At 27.4% G+C, this 17,020-nt stretch carries 10 protein-coding genes and 1 pseudogene; 2 read left to right on the forward strand and 9 right to left on the reverse strand.

Annotation, left to right across the window (positions count from 1 at the left end; translation table 11 throughout):
- A pseudogene (locus tag EJL03_RS12205) lies at positions 1-265 on the reverse strand (hypothetical protein); the annotation flags it as partial.
- 331 nt (positions 266-596) lie between these two features.
- On the opposite strand from EJL03_RS12205, the gene EJL03_RS16625 reads away from it, so the two are divergent.
- Complete coding sequence (locus EJL03_RS16625) at positions 597-1,187, forward strand: collagen-like protein (protein ID WP_125154249.1); 591 nt, start codon at positions 597-599, stop codon at positions 1,185-1,187.
- Positions 1,188-1,292: 105 nt separating this feature from the next.
- On the opposite strand, the gene EJL03_RS12215 is transcribed toward EJL03_RS16625, so the two are convergent.
- The 4 genes from EJL03_RS12215 to EJL03_RS16100 form a co-directional block, all read right to left on the reverse strand.
- Entirely contained in the window at positions 1,293-2,744 is a 1,452-nt protein-coding gene (locus EJL03_RS12215; protein ID WP_125154250.1) for an MDR family MFS transporter, read from the reverse strand.
- A 288-nt stretch (positions 2,745-3,032) separates the two neighbouring features.
- The gene (locus EJL03_RS12220; protein ID WP_125154251.1) at positions 3,033-4,334 is read right to left on the reverse strand and encodes a nitrogenase component 1; all 1,302 of its coding nucleotides are present in this window, start codon (positions 4,332-4,334) and stop codon (positions 3,033-3,035) included.
- Positions 4,300-6,483 (reverse strand): nitrogenase component 1, encoded by a 2,184-nt coding sequence (locus EJL03_RS12225; protein WP_125154252.1) that lies wholly within the window; start codon positions 6,481-6,483, stop codon positions 4,300-4,302. Before EJL03_RS12225 ends, EJL03_RS12220 begins: the two co-directional genes overlap by 35 nt.
- A gap of 285 nt (positions 6,484-6,768) precedes the next feature.
- Complete coding sequence (locus EJL03_RS16100) at positions 6,769-6,933, reverse strand: hypothetical protein (RefSeq protein WP_164509073.1); 165 nt, start codon at positions 6,931-6,933, stop codon at positions 6,769-6,771.
- 461 nt (positions 6,934-7,394) lie between these two features.
- On the opposite strand from EJL03_RS16100, the gene EJL03_RS12230 reads away from it, so the two are divergent.
- Positions 7,395-8,249: a fused DSP-PTPase phosphatase/NAD kinase-like protein gene (locus tag EJL03_RS12230; RefSeq protein WP_125154253.1), complete on the forward strand. Its 855-nt coding sequence runs from the start codon at positions 7,395-7,397 to the stop codon at positions 8,247-8,249.
- A 36-nt stretch (positions 8,250-8,285) separates the two neighbouring features.
- Here the strand turns inward: EJL03_RS12230 and EJL03_RS12235 are convergent, their stop codons facing one another.
- The 4 genes from EJL03_RS12235 to EJL03_RS12250 all read right to left on the reverse strand — a co-directional run bounded on the left by EJL03_RS12235 (position 8,286) and on the right by EJL03_RS12250 (position 16,986).
- Positions 8,286-11,294: a collagenase gene (locus EJL03_RS12235; RefSeq protein WP_125154254.1), complete on the reverse strand. Its 3,009-nt coding sequence runs from the start codon at positions 11,292-11,294 to the stop codon at positions 8,286-8,288.
- A gap of 229 nt (positions 11,295-11,523) precedes the next feature.
- Positions 11,524-13,422, reverse strand: a complete 1,899-nt coding sequence (locus EJL03_RS12240; RefSeq protein WP_125154255.1) for an endonuclease MutS2 — start codon at positions 13,420-13,422, stop codon at positions 11,524-11,526.
- A gap of 523 nt (positions 13,423-13,945) precedes the next feature.
- A complete protein-coding gene (locus EJL03_RS12245; protein WP_125154256.1) occupies positions 13,946-15,259 on the reverse strand; it encodes an amidohydrolase in 1,314 nt (437 codons plus the stop codon).
- A gap of 17 nt (positions 15,260-15,276) precedes the next feature.
- A complete protein-coding gene (locus EJL03_RS12250) occupies positions 15,277-16,986 on the reverse strand; it encodes an adenine deaminase C-terminal domain-containing protein (RefSeq protein WP_125154257.1) in 1,710 nt (569 codons plus the stop codon).
- Positions 16,987-17,020: the final 34 nt, after the last annotated feature.

The following is a 17,020-nucleotide window of genomic DNA, read 5'->3' on the forward strand; positions in this document are numbered from 1 at the left end:
CTATATTTATTATACTATCAGTTATAGCTACTACTTGACTTACTAAAAAAGATTGAACTGCTCCTGTGTTTAGTGTTATCTGTATAGTATCGGTTGGTGCCAATAAAGTTATCAACTGGTTTAATAAATTTTCCATCGGATCTACACAACAATCGCATTTATTAATAGCAAAACATGAAGAATCACATAAACAAATGTCACAGTTATTACAATATAAATCTTCTAATTTTCTCTGCAATTTTCTCCTATCTTTATCACACAACATATACCTCAACATCCTTTTCATAAATTTGACTCTAAATTAAATACCATTTAGGTCAATATTATTATATGAATTACATTTAATTAATGTCATATATTTTAAAATACATCTATAAAAACATCCCCATATCTTAAAACTGTTTGATACCAATAGTTCATTGAAAAAAAACTATGAATGTAAAAACAATTTAAATATATTTAATAAAAATAATATTTATTGCTATAAGTTTTATCTATACTTTTATATCATAAAAAAAACTATTCATACTATATATTACCAATAAGTTTTAAAAATCATAACTTTTATTGTTTAAGTAAATTTGGAAGGTAATAATTTGAAAAATAACTGTAATAAAATTATATATTGTGGTAGATGTACTTGTCCTGGTGGAGTAACTGGACCTACTGGTGCTAGAGGTATTACTGGACCTACTGGAATTCAAGGAATAACTGGCGCTACAGGCATTACTGGACCAGGAGTTACTCCAGCATACTTTAATGCTGTAACTAATGGTGGATCTCAAGACGTTCCCCCTGGTGATGAAGTAATATTTACAATAGCTTTTCAATCTGGAGATTTTACTTTTGCGCCAAATAGTTCTACAATCACTGTAAATACAGGAGGAATTTATCGTATTGATTATACGGTTACTATTAGACCAAATAATTCTGTAATAAATGCTGCATTCGCAGTTACCATTAATGGATTTGAACATCCTCTCTCTTTTTTTGGAATACATTCAAATGAGATAAATGATCCAGACACAAAGAGAGCCGAATTAAATGGTATGTTTATAGCATCAATTCCTGATGGTGCAACCATTACATTAAAAAATAAATCAGCTACTGTAAATCTCTTGGCTGGCACAGGTATAGATAACCAAGCTGTAAATAGATCCTCTATTATTTTACAAAGAATAGACTAAGTTATAATATAAAAATCTATAACTTTAACTTCTTTTTATACTCTTTTATAAATATAGGGTATAGAACATGTCTATACCCTAAAATTAATTCATACCTACATAAATTTAATTACTTTCTTCAATTTTTTTTGGTAACATTAATGATAACACTGCACAAAGTACCGCCACAAAAATCAATGTTACAAACACCATATGCAAAGCTGAACCTAATGAAGCTGTTATCTGATCAGCAGATATTTCTAACCCTTTGCTATTTGTTGAATACAAATTATTAGGATCAACCCCATTAATACCTCTACTACTGAAATATTTAACTATATTTAAATTAAATATAGTCCCAAATACACTTACACCTACAGTTTGTCCTAGTGTCTTTAAAAGAGCATTGGTAGCTGTAGCTGCTCCTCTATTATTATAATCCACAGACATTTGTACCATTATGGTAAGTATAGTAAATGCTCCTCCAAAACCAAATCCCATTATGGAACCATAAATTATAATATTAATTAAGGATGAGGAAGTATTCAATGTTGATAACAGACTACTGCTTACTACTAAAATTATTATTGATATAAATGTTATGTTTCTTGCGCCATATTTTGAAATAATTTTTGATAATATAACTGCAGATAAAAGCCATGCTACAGACATCGGAGACATAGTTAGACCAGAAATAGTTGGTGGAAACCCTAAAACATTTTGTATAAATAGTGGCATATACACATCCATGGCTATTAATATCGCCGCACATAAAAATGTAATTGTATTTACTACAATATTAGTCTTGGTTAATATTTCAAAAGGTATAATAGGTTCTTCTGCCTTTTTTTCTACAAAATAAAATAAAACTAAAAATAATACTGTAAGTATTATACTTATTATTATAGATGGGGATAATCCACTACAACCTTTTTCCACTGAAAACACCACATATAAAAGACTTATAATAGCTAATGATAAAACTACAGTTCCTAAAAAATCTATTTTATGCTTTTTCTTTTCAAAATTTTCATTTAAGCTTTTATGTAAGAGTACTATAGATAATAAACCAAACGGTATATTAATAAAGAAAATCCAGTGCCATGAAAGACTTTCAAGTAAAAATCCTCCTAGGAATGGTCCGATTAAACTAGCCACTCCCCAAACCGTACTTAACCATCCTTGTACTTTAGCTTTCTCCTCTAAATTAAATTCATCCCCTACTATAGTATATGTTACAGTAAATATAGCACCTGCACCTAAACCCTGCAATGCTCTAAACGCTATAAGTTGGTACATATTTGATGATAATCCACAAAAAGAACTACCTATTAAAAATATTATTATACCTACGGACAAAGTACTTTTTCTACCATATAAATCTGCTAACTTACCATATATAGGTGTAGATATAGCAGAAGTAAGCAAATACATTGAAAATACAAAACTTATTAACTGAAAACCGTCTAAATCCTTTACTATAGTTGGTATAGCAGTAGTTACCACAGTACCTTCCACAGCCGCCAAAAACATAGCAACCATTATTGCAATAATTATATTAGTCTTTTTTAAATCCATGCTATATATCACTCCCCTTTTAATAAACGACCTTTATTATTTTAACATTAATTTGTAAACTACTCAATGATACATAAATATAATATTTTTTAAAAAAATTCTTCCTGTAAAACATGATTTTTTCACCATCATATAGAATAAAGATAATTATTTTTATTAATTTTCTTTTAGAATTAACATAGGAGACGATTTTATAATTATTTCTTCCCTTTCAATAATGGATTTAAAAATGAAATACTTATATCTTAAAAACCACTATAAATAAAAATAATCCATAGTGGTTTTTAACTATTTAAAATTAACGAATTGAACACCATTTAATATATGTTCTATAAACATCAAAGCACCTTTTATACCTAATATAGTTTTTGGTATAACATGAATATATCCAAGTGATGGCAAAGAGATTTCTACCCCTGTAAAGTTTTTATTACAAGATCTAAGTGAGAGTATGGTGTTACCATCACAAAATACTATATTACCCGTACATTCGTGTATATCTTTGTTTAGGGCATTATGATAGCCTAAATTTTGAAGAAAATTTTTTAATTTTGTAAAATATCTATTATCTTTATTAGGTAAAATTTCTATAGATGCTGGTATCATAGCTAAATACATACAAAGCCATTTGCACAGTGCATAAGCCATAGAGGCTTCAGCCTTAATAGAAAATGTTGCCCCTTTAGGCAATCCTATAAATGATGTAGTTCTAGATAAATAAACGTAACTTTGAGCTCTTGCTTTTTCTAACTCTTCTTTGAATAACTGTTCATGGCCATTTAATTTTTTACATATATCATCTATAAAACTTTCAGTAGCATCAAATCCTATACTCACCCCTTCTTCACATACTATATATGGTATATTATAGTTTTTTTTCATCCACTTAGCTAGTTGTAGCCCACACTCTGGATAAATAACTACATTATATTCTGCCTTTATTGCTTTTTTAATATTTTCTGTGCTCTCTCCACCACAAATATTTGATATTACATCTATTCCACATAACTTCAAAAGCCTTTTAAGTTCCTCTATATTCCCCTCAAAATACTTATCATAAATAGATATGCCTATAAGATTTACAGTCTTAGGTATTACCTCCTTTCTTTCTCCCCAAAGTAACGTAATCACTTTTTTCATTGAGTTGTAAAACCCCTGATTGAAGTCACCTGAAAATCCTGTGCTTTCCATAGAAAAATATGGAGTATCTCCTAATTCATTTTTCATTAATCTATTTAAATCATCACCAATTAAAGCTGCACCTGGTGAATTAACTACAGCTAAAAGATTATAATTTCTTTTTTTTACATCCTTTAAAAGTTTAGTCAGCTTATCTGAACATCCATATATATAATCATATCCATCTATGTATGTACAGGGAATTCTAGGTTGTCCAAAATAAAACTCCTCTGGATAGCTAAAAGGATCGTAATTAGCCTGTGAAGGCATTTGTCCCTCAGAAATAGCACTATGATAAAGTTTACATCCTGTAGGTCCATTTAATATTACTGCTGCATCTAAAACTCCCTCTATAGCAAAAAGAGCTCCTGTTAAACTATCTGGAGTAATATTTGCAAAACAATTTTTCATCCTTTCTCCACCCCTCTTTTAAATTTAGTTTAAAAAGGCCAGCCCACCTTTTAGCAAGATTTAATCCACTAAAGAATCCTGCATCAGGACACATAGGTATAGTATCTACCACTGCATTTTCATCCAAATTGGATGTAGCGTAGTTGGATATGATAATATCAGGCTTTAAGCTTTTAATATCCTGTAATCTTTTATCTTGATTATACTTAAGTTCTATATTTAACATATTTTCAAATCTACTTTTAAATAAATTGTCTCCACAAAAATTTAATACACAGACCTTTACTATATCCATTTGGAGATGAATTAAAGTCTCTAATATCCAGTCAAGCTGATGGTTATATGTAATTATCATAATTTTTTTACCAATTAAGTATGGCTTTATTTTTTCTATTTCCTTTTTATATTCCTCTTCATAACCTATTATCAAATCTTTTACTAATTCTTCTTTGTTAAAGTATTTTGATATTTCTTTTATCCACTGTTTAGTATCTGAAAACCCTATTGGAAAAGGAGTTTTAAAAAATTTAGCATTATATTCATCTTGAAAAAACTTTTTCATAAGTCTTCCCATATAGTCATCATGAGCCAAAATATTTAAATTAGCACTCATAAAATTTTCTATATCCTCTACCCTTGTCTTACATATAAACCTACAATTTATGGAAACACCAATAAATTCTAATATTTCTTTCATAGTATTGAAATTTTTCTCAGTATTTCTAGAAATAAATTTTTCTGATAATATATTTACTGTATTTTCTTTTTTAATAACATCCCTTTTAATAAGACCCTTAGCTATTTGTATATATGCTTTAATCATCCCCTGTAGGTAATCTCCTGTAATATTACCATCAGTTTTTATAGGAATAATAGGTTTATCTACTCTACTCATTTCTTTCACGGAGTCTACATCATCTCCTATAATACCAGCAGGACATGTGGTTATTACAAATAATGCCTTTCCTTTTTCCTCTACCCTCTTTATGGTTTTCTTTAATGCATCTGTACCACCAAAAACCATTACCCCTTCATTCATCTCTGAACTAACAAGTGAAGGGTTTATTTGCACCGGCATTAGCTCTCCTCTTTCAAAAAAACCTCTTCTTCCTACAGAAGTTATAGTTTGATATGAAATATGGGCGCAACTTCTAGGACCATGGGCAATAGTCACTGCATCCTCAATTTGAATTGCCACATTTACTCCTCCATTAAAAGCACATCCATGAAGTGGCTCCCTTAATAGTACATTCTTAGATAAAAATTCTTCTAATAAATCCTCTTCTTCTATTTCTTCCTTTTTAACTTTTTCTTCAATTTTGTTTTTATATAAAAAAGACTTCTCCTTTCTTTGTAAAACCACTTCTTCCAGTTTCTCATCTGTAAGAGGTAAAGCCTCATAAAGCATTGTATCTTCAATTATTTTATCTGCTAAATTTAAAAATCCATAAGATACCTTTGATTCTTCAATTTCTACTAAAGGTAATCCTATTTTCTCTGAATAAGTAAACTCATTACTTCTAGGAAAAACTTGACAAATAGGTAATTTAACAGCATCTGCAAATCTTTTTATTCTCTCTTCTTCTTTTTCTACTCCCCTTTTATTAAATATAAGTCCTCCAACTCTTTTCATGGTACCATCGTAATTTCTAAGTCCTCTCAATATATTGTTTGCAGCATATATAGACATAAACTCACCTGACGTCACTATGTAAACTTCATCTGCATATTCATGTCTTAAAGGTACTGCAAATCCACCACACACTACATCTCCAAGTACATCATATAAAACAATGTCATAATTTTTATTTTTAATATTAAATCTTTCCAATAAATCAAAAGTAGTTAAAATTCCTCTTCCTGCACACCCAACTCCAGGGTTAGGTCCTCCTGCCTCTACACAATGAATCCCATTGTATCCTCGCCACAAAATATCATTTAACCTATATTTATCAGGTGCAACCTCTCTTATATAATCTAATACAGTATTTATTTTTCTTCCCCCAAGTAAAAGTCTCGTGGAGTCATGTTTAGGATCACAACCAATTTGCAATACTCTTTTATCTTTTTTTGAAAAAGCTGCAGATAAATTAGAAGAAATAGTTGATTTTCCTATTCCGCCTTTTCCATATATTGCTATTTGTTTCAAAGTATTCACTTCCTCTTTTCCTAAATTTTAATTAAATATTTTTGTGAATTAAATTTATCATTGAAAAATATTGAATACGGAATAATTCCCTTAATGTTATTTTAACATAAGTATAATAAACACTATATATTTCAAAGTATCTCCTTTCAAAAATATAAATACTATTTAAACTTAAGTATAATAACATTTATCCTTTAAATATAATTATAAAAGAGGGGCTGTCACACTAATTTTCTTAGTTCCACAACCCCTTTTTACAATAACGCCTGTAAAAATACTTAATATTTATATTTTCAGAGTATCGGATATAAGTATCTGCTTAAAATAAGAGTTAGATACATGTTTATGCTTATCTATAGAAACCCACAATCCTTTTAAAACTTCATTGTTAATTGTTGGTTTAGATTCTAAATAAGCATCTATACTAACATCTTCTAAACTATTAAACATTATAATTGACTTATCCTTAACAAATGAGATTCCTAATTGAAAAGGCTCAAACTTATAATAACCTTTATCTAATTTTTTGAATATACATTTTTTACACTTTCAAAGGGCAAATTTTTTTATGGTTTTTTTTGTATTAATAATTTGCTTTAATCCTTTTTTATCCTCAGTACTATAGGTTATATTAGGTTTATTTTCTATATTTGATAATCTTGATATAAAATTTTTATTTTATACTTTAAAATTATATATTAAGAAAAATAGTAGTATAAATATGATAAAATATCCTAAGTTAAACTTTTCTTCCCCCTAACATTATCTTTAAATATAAATTTCATTTACATACAGTATATACCAATGTGTTTTACTAATCTATTATTCTTACTTCTACAATTTTACATATTAGAATAATATTTTTTTCTTTTAAAATACTATATATAAATAGTTTTAAAAGGGGTTGTATTATGAATAAAATTTTTAAAAAAATATATTATGTATTACCAATACTACTTTTATCCTTTATATTTGCTTTTTCTGTAAACGCAAAAAAAGTTCCTCAAAATACTAACACTGATATATTAACTATAATTGATTCCGATTCTGAATTAGGATTGCCCGATGGTTTTAGGATTATTAAAGACCTAAATATTTCTGGTAGTGCACAATTTACCCCACCTCAATTAAATAATATAAAAAATAAAATAAACTCGCAAGACCTTTATATAGTAGATTTAAGACAAGAATCCCATGGATTTATCAACAATATTGCTATTAGTTTTTATAGCCCTTATAAAACTCTAAATAAAGGCTTTAATAGTAACGAAACTTTTAAAAAAGAGACTTCCCAATTAAATAATATAAAAAAAGATTCCTTAATAAATTTATATAATAAAAAGGGAGATACCATAAAAAAAATTACTGTTACCAATGTACACTCTGAAGAAGATTTAACTAAAATCCTTAATTTAAAATATATAAGATTTGCTGTAGGTGATGGCCATGTCCCTACCCAAGAAGCGGTAGATGACTTTGTTGAATTTATACTAAATAATGCTGAAAATAGTTTTTTACACTTTCATTGTAAACATGGTAAAGGAAGAACTACAACTTTTATGGCTATGTATAACATAATGAATAATAAAGAAAATATTTCATTAGATAAAATATTAGAAAACCAATTCAATGCCGGTGGTATTAACCTTTCACAGAGCCAACGTCATTATAAGTTTTTACAAGGATTTTATAATTATATAAAAGATAATAAAAGTACCAATTATAAAACTTCATATTCTAAATGGATTAAGAGTATATCCAAATGATATACTCTTATTTTATATTCTATATTATAATTTTATCTAATTAATCTCTACAAAATAGTTACCATCCTCATTAGAGTATCTATATACATATAGATAGTACTTACCAGATTTTAAATTAATATTATTATAAAGTCTATTATTATCCCTATTCGCATAACAAATATAGTTATCTAAATCATCTTCCCTGTATAACATCCAATTCATTCCAATATCATTTAGTTTTGTCATTTCTATAAATATATTTTGATTTTTTGATACATAAAAACTAAATATGTCTACTGTATCATTTGAATCCAATTTAGCTAATACTTTACTTCCTATAAAAATTTCAAAAGCATTATTAAATGAATTATTATCTTCCTTTTCCTCTAATTGTTTTTTGGGTAATTTCTCTTTTAACAACAAATCATAAGTTCCTGCTTCCCCAGAAAATTTATAAACAACTATATAATATCTTCCTTTAGCCGCTTTAAAATTACAATGAAGTATTTGTCCCTCTTTATTAGGATAAGATATATATTGTTCCTTATTATTTTGATTATATATTAAGAAATTAATCCCTATATTATCTTTACTATTTACTGTTATATCTATTTCTTCTTCTTTATCTACGTCAAAATAATAATAATCACTAGTTTTATCTTTAAAATCCCCAAATAAAGTTTTATCACTTACTAAAGGTCCATTAGCAGTTTCAAAACTATTATTAGGCTCTACTTCTTTATAATCATTAGTTTCTGTCTCAATAGAATCACTTAACATTCCATGAAAAACTATATCACATTGTACTTCACCATAAGCATTCAATCTATAATTAGTAAAATAACAAGTCACTGTTTTATATCCTGTCCATCCCAATAAATCTAATTTATTTAAGTATTCATTGCATTTATTATTTAACTCTTTCCAATCTTTTATTCCCCCTTTAGTAAATCCTCCTTTATACTCTCCTCTCAAGGTAAACGTATTAAAGAATTGTGATTTTTCCTTCTGGACTTTTATATTATCTAATTTGGAAATATCTTTAATATTACTAAAAACTTGTGAGGCATTAATATTTTCATGACTATTTAAATAATCATCTGAAACTAAAGGAATGTTTAATGAATCATATTTGTTTATTAAATCCTCCATATGTTTTTGATATTCATTATTTATAATGTTATTTTCACTTAATTTTTTTATATATTCATCATATGCTAACACATCATTATTCTTTATATAATTTACTATATTATTAAAAATCTCTGGTTGCCTATTATACATATAATCAGAGAATGCAAAACCATAATAATAAAAATCCCATACCCCATATCTAGAATGAAATAATTTATCTGCACTATATCTATCTTTATACTCTCTTGATAAACCACTAACTTGTGATTTCCTTGGCACCACATTTTCCTTACGAGTAGCCCCTGCAAAAAACTCTGCTGAACCTTCTTCAAACCAAGTCAATCTACAATCACTACCTTTATAAAAATCTGACTTCCCCCATATACCTGGAACTAAATACCTTCCTTGAAGGTAGTGACAAAACTCATGACGAAAAAGCTCTTCTAAACTAAAAACACTCTGTTCTGTTGTTCTTTCATAAGTGAAAAAACTCCCTATTCCCTCAATATATATTCCTCCATTTTCTGTACTATATCCATATAAAATAGAGTTTAATTTGTACTCTTCAGGGGAATTATAAATAACCATCGTTAATACATCATCTGCATTCCCCTGTTCTAAAGGCCTATCATTTCCAACTACCCTATGAAATTGAGCCTTTACTTCCTTTGAAGCCCAATATAATCGTTTTATTTTATCTTCACTTACATTACTTCCTGATTTAATTATCATCTTTCCATCATCAAATGTAAAAGTATTTGGTAAATAATATTTTTTTCCCTGTTCTTTAATTTTTTCTATATCTACTCTATTACCATTAGATTGGATTCCATTAAAATCATAAGTTATACTTTCTATTGCTTTAAAATATTGTTCTCCAAGATAAGGATATATTTTTAAGGCATCCTCTATAATCTTTTGTAGATTAAAAGTATTACTATGAAACTTGGCTAATTTTCCAGTATAAAAAATCCCATTATTTATTAACCAACTATTCTCCTTATTAGCATTTCCAATTAAAACAAACTTAGAAACCTGATCTATAAACTCGTTTATATTACCATACCACTTTGTGTCCTTAGCCTCTGTATTATTATGATAACAATAAGACCTTAAACTATATTCTATTCCCTCCATTAGTGAGTGGATTGCATTGCCTTTGCTTATATTTAAAATATTATCATTAAAATTATTATTGTATTGTTTTAATATTGGTGTAGCTTTATTTATAATTTCAACATTAGAGGTAGTATTATTTATTAATAACCCCACCGCTTTAACAACTTCATTTTGACAATCATTACCTAGTCTAAAATTCTTATTACTTTCTATTGCTAATATAGCTGGAATACATTTTTCCCTATTTTCCATACTATAAAAACTTTTCATTCCATCATTATAATATGCTAGATAATATCCTCCCCTTAACACCTCTATAAGAGTTGGTATACCCTTATTGTCCCCCTTAGTGTATGTGTTTCCTTTTTCAATTACTGCCTGTATAAGTGCCTGTACACGTTTTTCATCAGCATAAAATTGTCTAGCATCTTCACTATATTGCATTAAGTCTTCTATATCATACCAATTTATACTTGATATAATATTTATAGTTTCCTTATAACTTAATTTGTTAAAATCAGCCATAGTATATTTTTTATTTTCATTATTATTAGTTGATAATCTCTGGTCTGTATTTTTCAATAACTTGATATTTTCTGTCTTTGCTTCATTTTCATCCTTTACATTCTCTACTTCATCATGAATTTTAGAACTTAAATTATTCTGATTTATAATTACTTTAGATGAAGTTTTTAAACTTTGGCTTTTAACTCTATATTCCTGATTTGCACATACATCTATATAAGAATTAATTGTGATTAAAAAAGTGGTGGTTAAAATACCAATAACTTTTAAAAAACTTTTTCTCATAACTTTCCCCCTATTTTTAAACTATTTGTTTTAAAATGAATTAAAGTAAAATTAATCCATGAACATAATTGATAATATACCATTTTTTATCAAAATTCAATAGTTTTGATAAAATTTTAATTTTTATTTTAATTATATTATACCGCTTATAATATAATTTTTTTATATTATATTGGGTTTATAACATAAAATAGGATTGTAATTACCTATATTACAATCCTATTTTTATCTAATGTTTATTGATTTTTTTTATAATTTTTAATGTTTTTTTAGAACCTCTTAAAATATCTTTTTCTAGCTTCCTCTCTTTATAATCTACAAACAAAGTATTTAAATCATAGTCAACAGGATATAAATCCTCTGCTTTCAATTCTAACTTTAACCTTTTTTCATTCACTTTTATTAACTGATTTTTATGAAATACTATTATATTATTAAATCTATCCTTAGTTTTGTATACAATAGCAAAATCTTCACAATCCATTAAAAATACTTTATCTCCTATTTTAAAATCATACCTTTTCTGATTAGTAAAATATTCAATATTAATTTTTTTACTCTTTACTTTTGACTTATCTACTAAAGCAAAGTTATACTTCTTATTTATCATATAACCTTTTGCTTTTTTCACTACCGATGCATTTATTCCCATCTTTTCAGATATCCAAAAAGCATTGCTCTCCCCAGATTCACCTATATTGATTTTATATAGTGGTTGTAAAGTGTCACTATTAAACTGCATTGCTGCATTCTGAAAATCCTCATGTTTTTGTGAATAATCCTTTATTTCCCCATAATGAGTAGTAGCAATAGTAATACATCCTTTATGATAAAATTCTTCTAATATGGCTATAGCTAGCGCTGCTCCTTCATTAGGTTCTGTTCCACTTCCTATTTCATCACATAAAATTAAAGTAGATTTATTACTATTATTAATTATCTGTGCTAAATTTTTTACATGGGATGAAAATGTACTTAATGCATTTTCTATACTCTGATTGTCTCCAATGTCCACAAATATTTTTTCAAATACAGAAATCTCTGTTCCCTCTTTACAAGGAATATGAAATCCAGATTGTGTTGCCAACATCATTATTCCTATGGTTTTTAATACCACTGTCTTTCCCCCAGCATTAGGTCCTGTTATTATCAAGGTTCTATAGTCTTTTCCAATATTAAAATTTAATGGTACTACATCCCCCTTTAATAATGGATGCCTACCTTCAACTATATTGATAAATCCATAATCATTTAATTTTGGTTTTATACCATTTATATCTTTACTATATTTAGCTTTTGCAAAAATCATATCATACTGTGAAATTACTTCAGCATTAATCTTAATTTCCCTTAAATTATTGAATATTAATTCTGTTAGATGAGATAATACCTTATACTCTTCCACTGCCTCCTCTGCTTTTAAGGATACTAATTGTATACAATTTTTAGATATAATACTTGGTTCTATAAATACAGTTGAACCCTTTGTTGAAGTTTCAACAATAGTTCCCTGTACAAAATTTTTATATGCACTTTTTATTGGAACAGTATATCTATCACCCCTTTTACTTATAAAAAATTCTTGTATATACCTTTTATTACTGTTGCTTTTTAAAAATTTATCTAGCTTTTCCTTTATTTTATCTTCATTATTTTCTATAAGCCTTCTTACTCTTTTTAATTCTTTACTAGCATTGGAATCCACACAACTACCTTTTATTGAATATTCAATTTCTTCCTCTATAAAATTAAACTCAGTAATTATTCTGGCATAAGCACTTAAAGCTTTAGCATAACTCTCTTTATCTATTATAAATTTTTTTATTTTTCTACATCCTCTTAAAAAGTTACACATTATAATTAAATCTTCTGCATTTAATACTAATCCCTTCTCAATACTTTCTAAAATATGATTAATATTAAATATACCCTCTAATGGTATATGGTTATTACAATCTAATAAAACCCTTCCTTCCATTGTTTCATTTAATCTTTCTTCAACAGTTTTTAGATTTGTTGATGGTTTAAGTTTGTCTATTAACTTTTTACCAAGGCCACTTACGCAATAGGATTTTACTATTTCTTTTAACTTATTATATTGTAATTTGTCAACGGTATTTGTATTCATTTCTTTTGCTCCTTACATAGAATTTTTATTCTATGAAGACACTAACTTATAAAATAAACTTTATAAATATAAATAAAAATTATTAATTGTTCTACAAAACAAAAAAAGTCGTGGACACATCCACAACTTAAAATACCAAACACTAACAATAAAAACTGCCCAACGTTAACAATTCTTATTATTTAATATAAACAGTAAAACAATAAATAATTTTACTTAAATTAAGTACTTTGTGGCTTTGTATCTTCATAGATTGTTTGAATAAATCCAAACCAAATAAAGGTATATAAAATACCCATTTTAAAGATTTATTCAGATATATATTTTTATCTATTTAGAAAATACCCCGCTCATAAAGCACTCCTTTTTAATATCATAAAGTTTATTTTATAATTTTTATTATACATTACTCAATATACCTAGTCAACTTAATAACTTCCTTATTAATACAAGTATTTATATAAACTATATAAATTAATTATAATATCTTTTTAAATATAATTTTTTCTTTAGTAACTTCTCCTTAAAGCTCTTTAATAGCAACTAATATTTTTTCTTTCATCTTAATTAAACTTCTAAATATATCATTAAAATCCACATGGAGAATCCTTTTATTTCTAACTATAATATTACCATTAACTATTACAGTATCCACATTAGATGGATTGGCTGAGTATACTATAGTTGAATAATAATCATATATTGGATTCATATTAATAGATTCCGTTTCTAAAATAACTAAATCTGCTTTTTTACCAATTTGGATACTTCCTACTAAATGGTCTAAATTAAGAACTTTAGCCCCTCCTATAGTTGCCATCTTTACAATATCTTTTGCAGGAAACACCCTCCTATCTTTATTAAAAAGCTTTTGTATTTTCCCAACTAAAGACATTTGAGTAATTATATCTAATGTATTACCACTCATGGGCCCATCTGTGCCAAGTCCTATGCTTATTTTCTTTTCACACATTTTTAAAATAGGCGCCACTCCTTTTGCCCCCTTCGAGTTTGCTCCAATATTATGTGAAACTCCTATTTGCCTTTTTTCTAGTATATCTATATCCTTATCATCTACTAACACCATATGAGCACCAATAAAGTTTTTATCTAAAATTTTTAGACTATCTAAATATTGTACAGGGGACATGTTATATTCATTTTTATACTTTTTATATTCATAATCCATTTCTGCCACATGCATTGTAAGTGGTATATTATACTTTTTTGAGAGCTTATAGGCTTTAATTAAATGTAAGTCATCATTAGTATAAGGTGCATGGGGAGCTATTGCTGGAGTAATTAACTCATCTCCCTGCCATTTTTTTATAAATTCTTCACAATACTTTAATCCACCAAAAGGTTCTTTTGAATCCGGGGAAGGAAAGTCCACAATTGTTTCACCTAAAACCCCTCTTATACCTAACCTTTTTGCTGCTTTGGCTACCTCAGATTCATAATAATACATATCACAAAATGTTGTAACCCCTGAAAGAAGCATTTCACATATTCCATATCTTGCACCAATATATACTAACTCTTTATCCACTACATTTTTCTCAAGAGGAAAAATGTATTTTTTTAATCTATCAGGCGCATCATCTGCAAGGCTTCTAAAAGCCACCATAGATACATGACTATGGCAATTAATCATCCCTGGCATAAGTATACCATTGTTACCATCTATAATATAAAACTTATCATATATGTCTTCTAATTCACTATTTCCTATATCTATTATTTCCCCATCTTTTATTACTACAACTCCATTTTCGATTATTTCACTTTTCTCATTCATAGTTATGATTGTGACATTTTTTATTAATATATTAAACATATCAATCTCCCTATTAATTAATTTTCACAAAACATGGATAATATTTCTTGGGTTTTTACTCTTATAAGTCCTTTATCCGTAATTTTAATACTAGGACTTACAGGCAATGACAATGTACTAAAAGACATAATTTCATTTTTGTGATTATATCCTAATTTTTTTATTGCATTTCTTAAATTCTTAAGTTTGTAACTTAAAACATCAATTCTTTCTTCAGATATAATTCCAGCAATAGGAAGTTTTATGGATGCTAATACTTTATTATCCTTTACAGCACAATATCCACCAGAATTTTTTATAATATTATTGGCTGCTATAACCATATCCTGTACATTTCTTCCCATGACCATTAAATTGTGATGATCGTGAGCCCATGTAGTGGCAATAGCTCCATCCTTTATTATATCTCCTTTAACTAACCCAAAAGCTTTACCATTATTTTTACCATATCTTTCAAAAACACCAATTAAACAACAAGAAGATTTTTCCCAATTTAAAATTCCATTGTTAACCTCTATTAAAACCTCTTTTTCTTCTGTAAAAGTAGTTTTATTTTTCACCTGTATTACCCTACATTTTACTTTTCCATTTCTTATAGGCGCTAATATTTTAAAATCCTCATTTATTAAATTATCTAGTTTTACACTATTATAAAAATTATTTGGAAAACTTTCCTTTTTATCTTTATATGATATATGTCCATCATATAAAACTTTCCCTTTTTTATATACTTTCTCAATTTTAAAATCAAACAAATCTGATAATATAATAAAATCTGCAATTTTACCAGGAGAAATTGCTCCCCTATCCTTAAATCCCATTTGTTTAGCTGGAGTATATGTAGCTGCATATATAGCGTTTTCAACTTTCATCCCCATTTTGATAGCCTTTTTAACTAACTTGTTTAAATGACCATTTAGTAACGTATCAGCCATCACATCATCTGTAACAAAGCAAAAATGCTCATATAAATTATTTTCCATTAAAAAATCTATATTTTCCTGTGTTAAAGATTTTTCTTGGATTTCTATAAACATTCCATTTTTTATTTTTTCCTTTAATGAATCTTTAGTCTGCTCCGTATGATCTCCATGTATTCCTCTATATATATACATAGCTAGATCTACACCTTGTATTTTAGGACAATGCCCTTCCAAAGGAATATATGGTCTTTTTACCTTTATCTCTTCTATTATACTATTTATATTTGAAGTCTCATCTTCAATTAAGTCCTTAAAATTCATCACTTCCCCTAAGCATTGAATTTTATCATAATTTAAAAGCTCAGTTGCTTCCTCTTTTCTTATAATACCACCTGTAGTTTCAAGTTTAGATGAAGTAGAGGGTACTGAGCTTGGAATTCCATAAAATATATCTAGACCTATTTCCTTATCACTATCCATAAAAGCCTTTATTCCATCAATTCCAAATACATTAGCAATTTCATGAGGATCAGCCACAATAGTGGTGACCCCCTGTGGAATAACTGCCTGAGAAAATTGAAATGGAGTAGTCATAGAACTTTCAATATGCATATGAATATCAATTAAACCGGGAATTAAATATTTTCCATTACCATCTATTATTTTTTTGGGTTTTAAAATGCCTTTATGAAAATTTCCCACATAAAAAAATCTTTCATTTAATACCGTTAAATCTTCCTTTATAAATTTTTTCATATAAACATTGTATACATTAATATTTTTAATAAGTAAATCTACTACCATTTATTCATCCCCTTTCCTTTTAAATCTTTCCTAT

The organism is Clostridium rectalis, assembly GCF_900626095.1.
Taxonomy (GTDB): Bacteria; Bacillota; Clostridia; order Clostridiales; family Clostridiaceae; genus Clostridium_AS; species Clostridium_AS rectalis.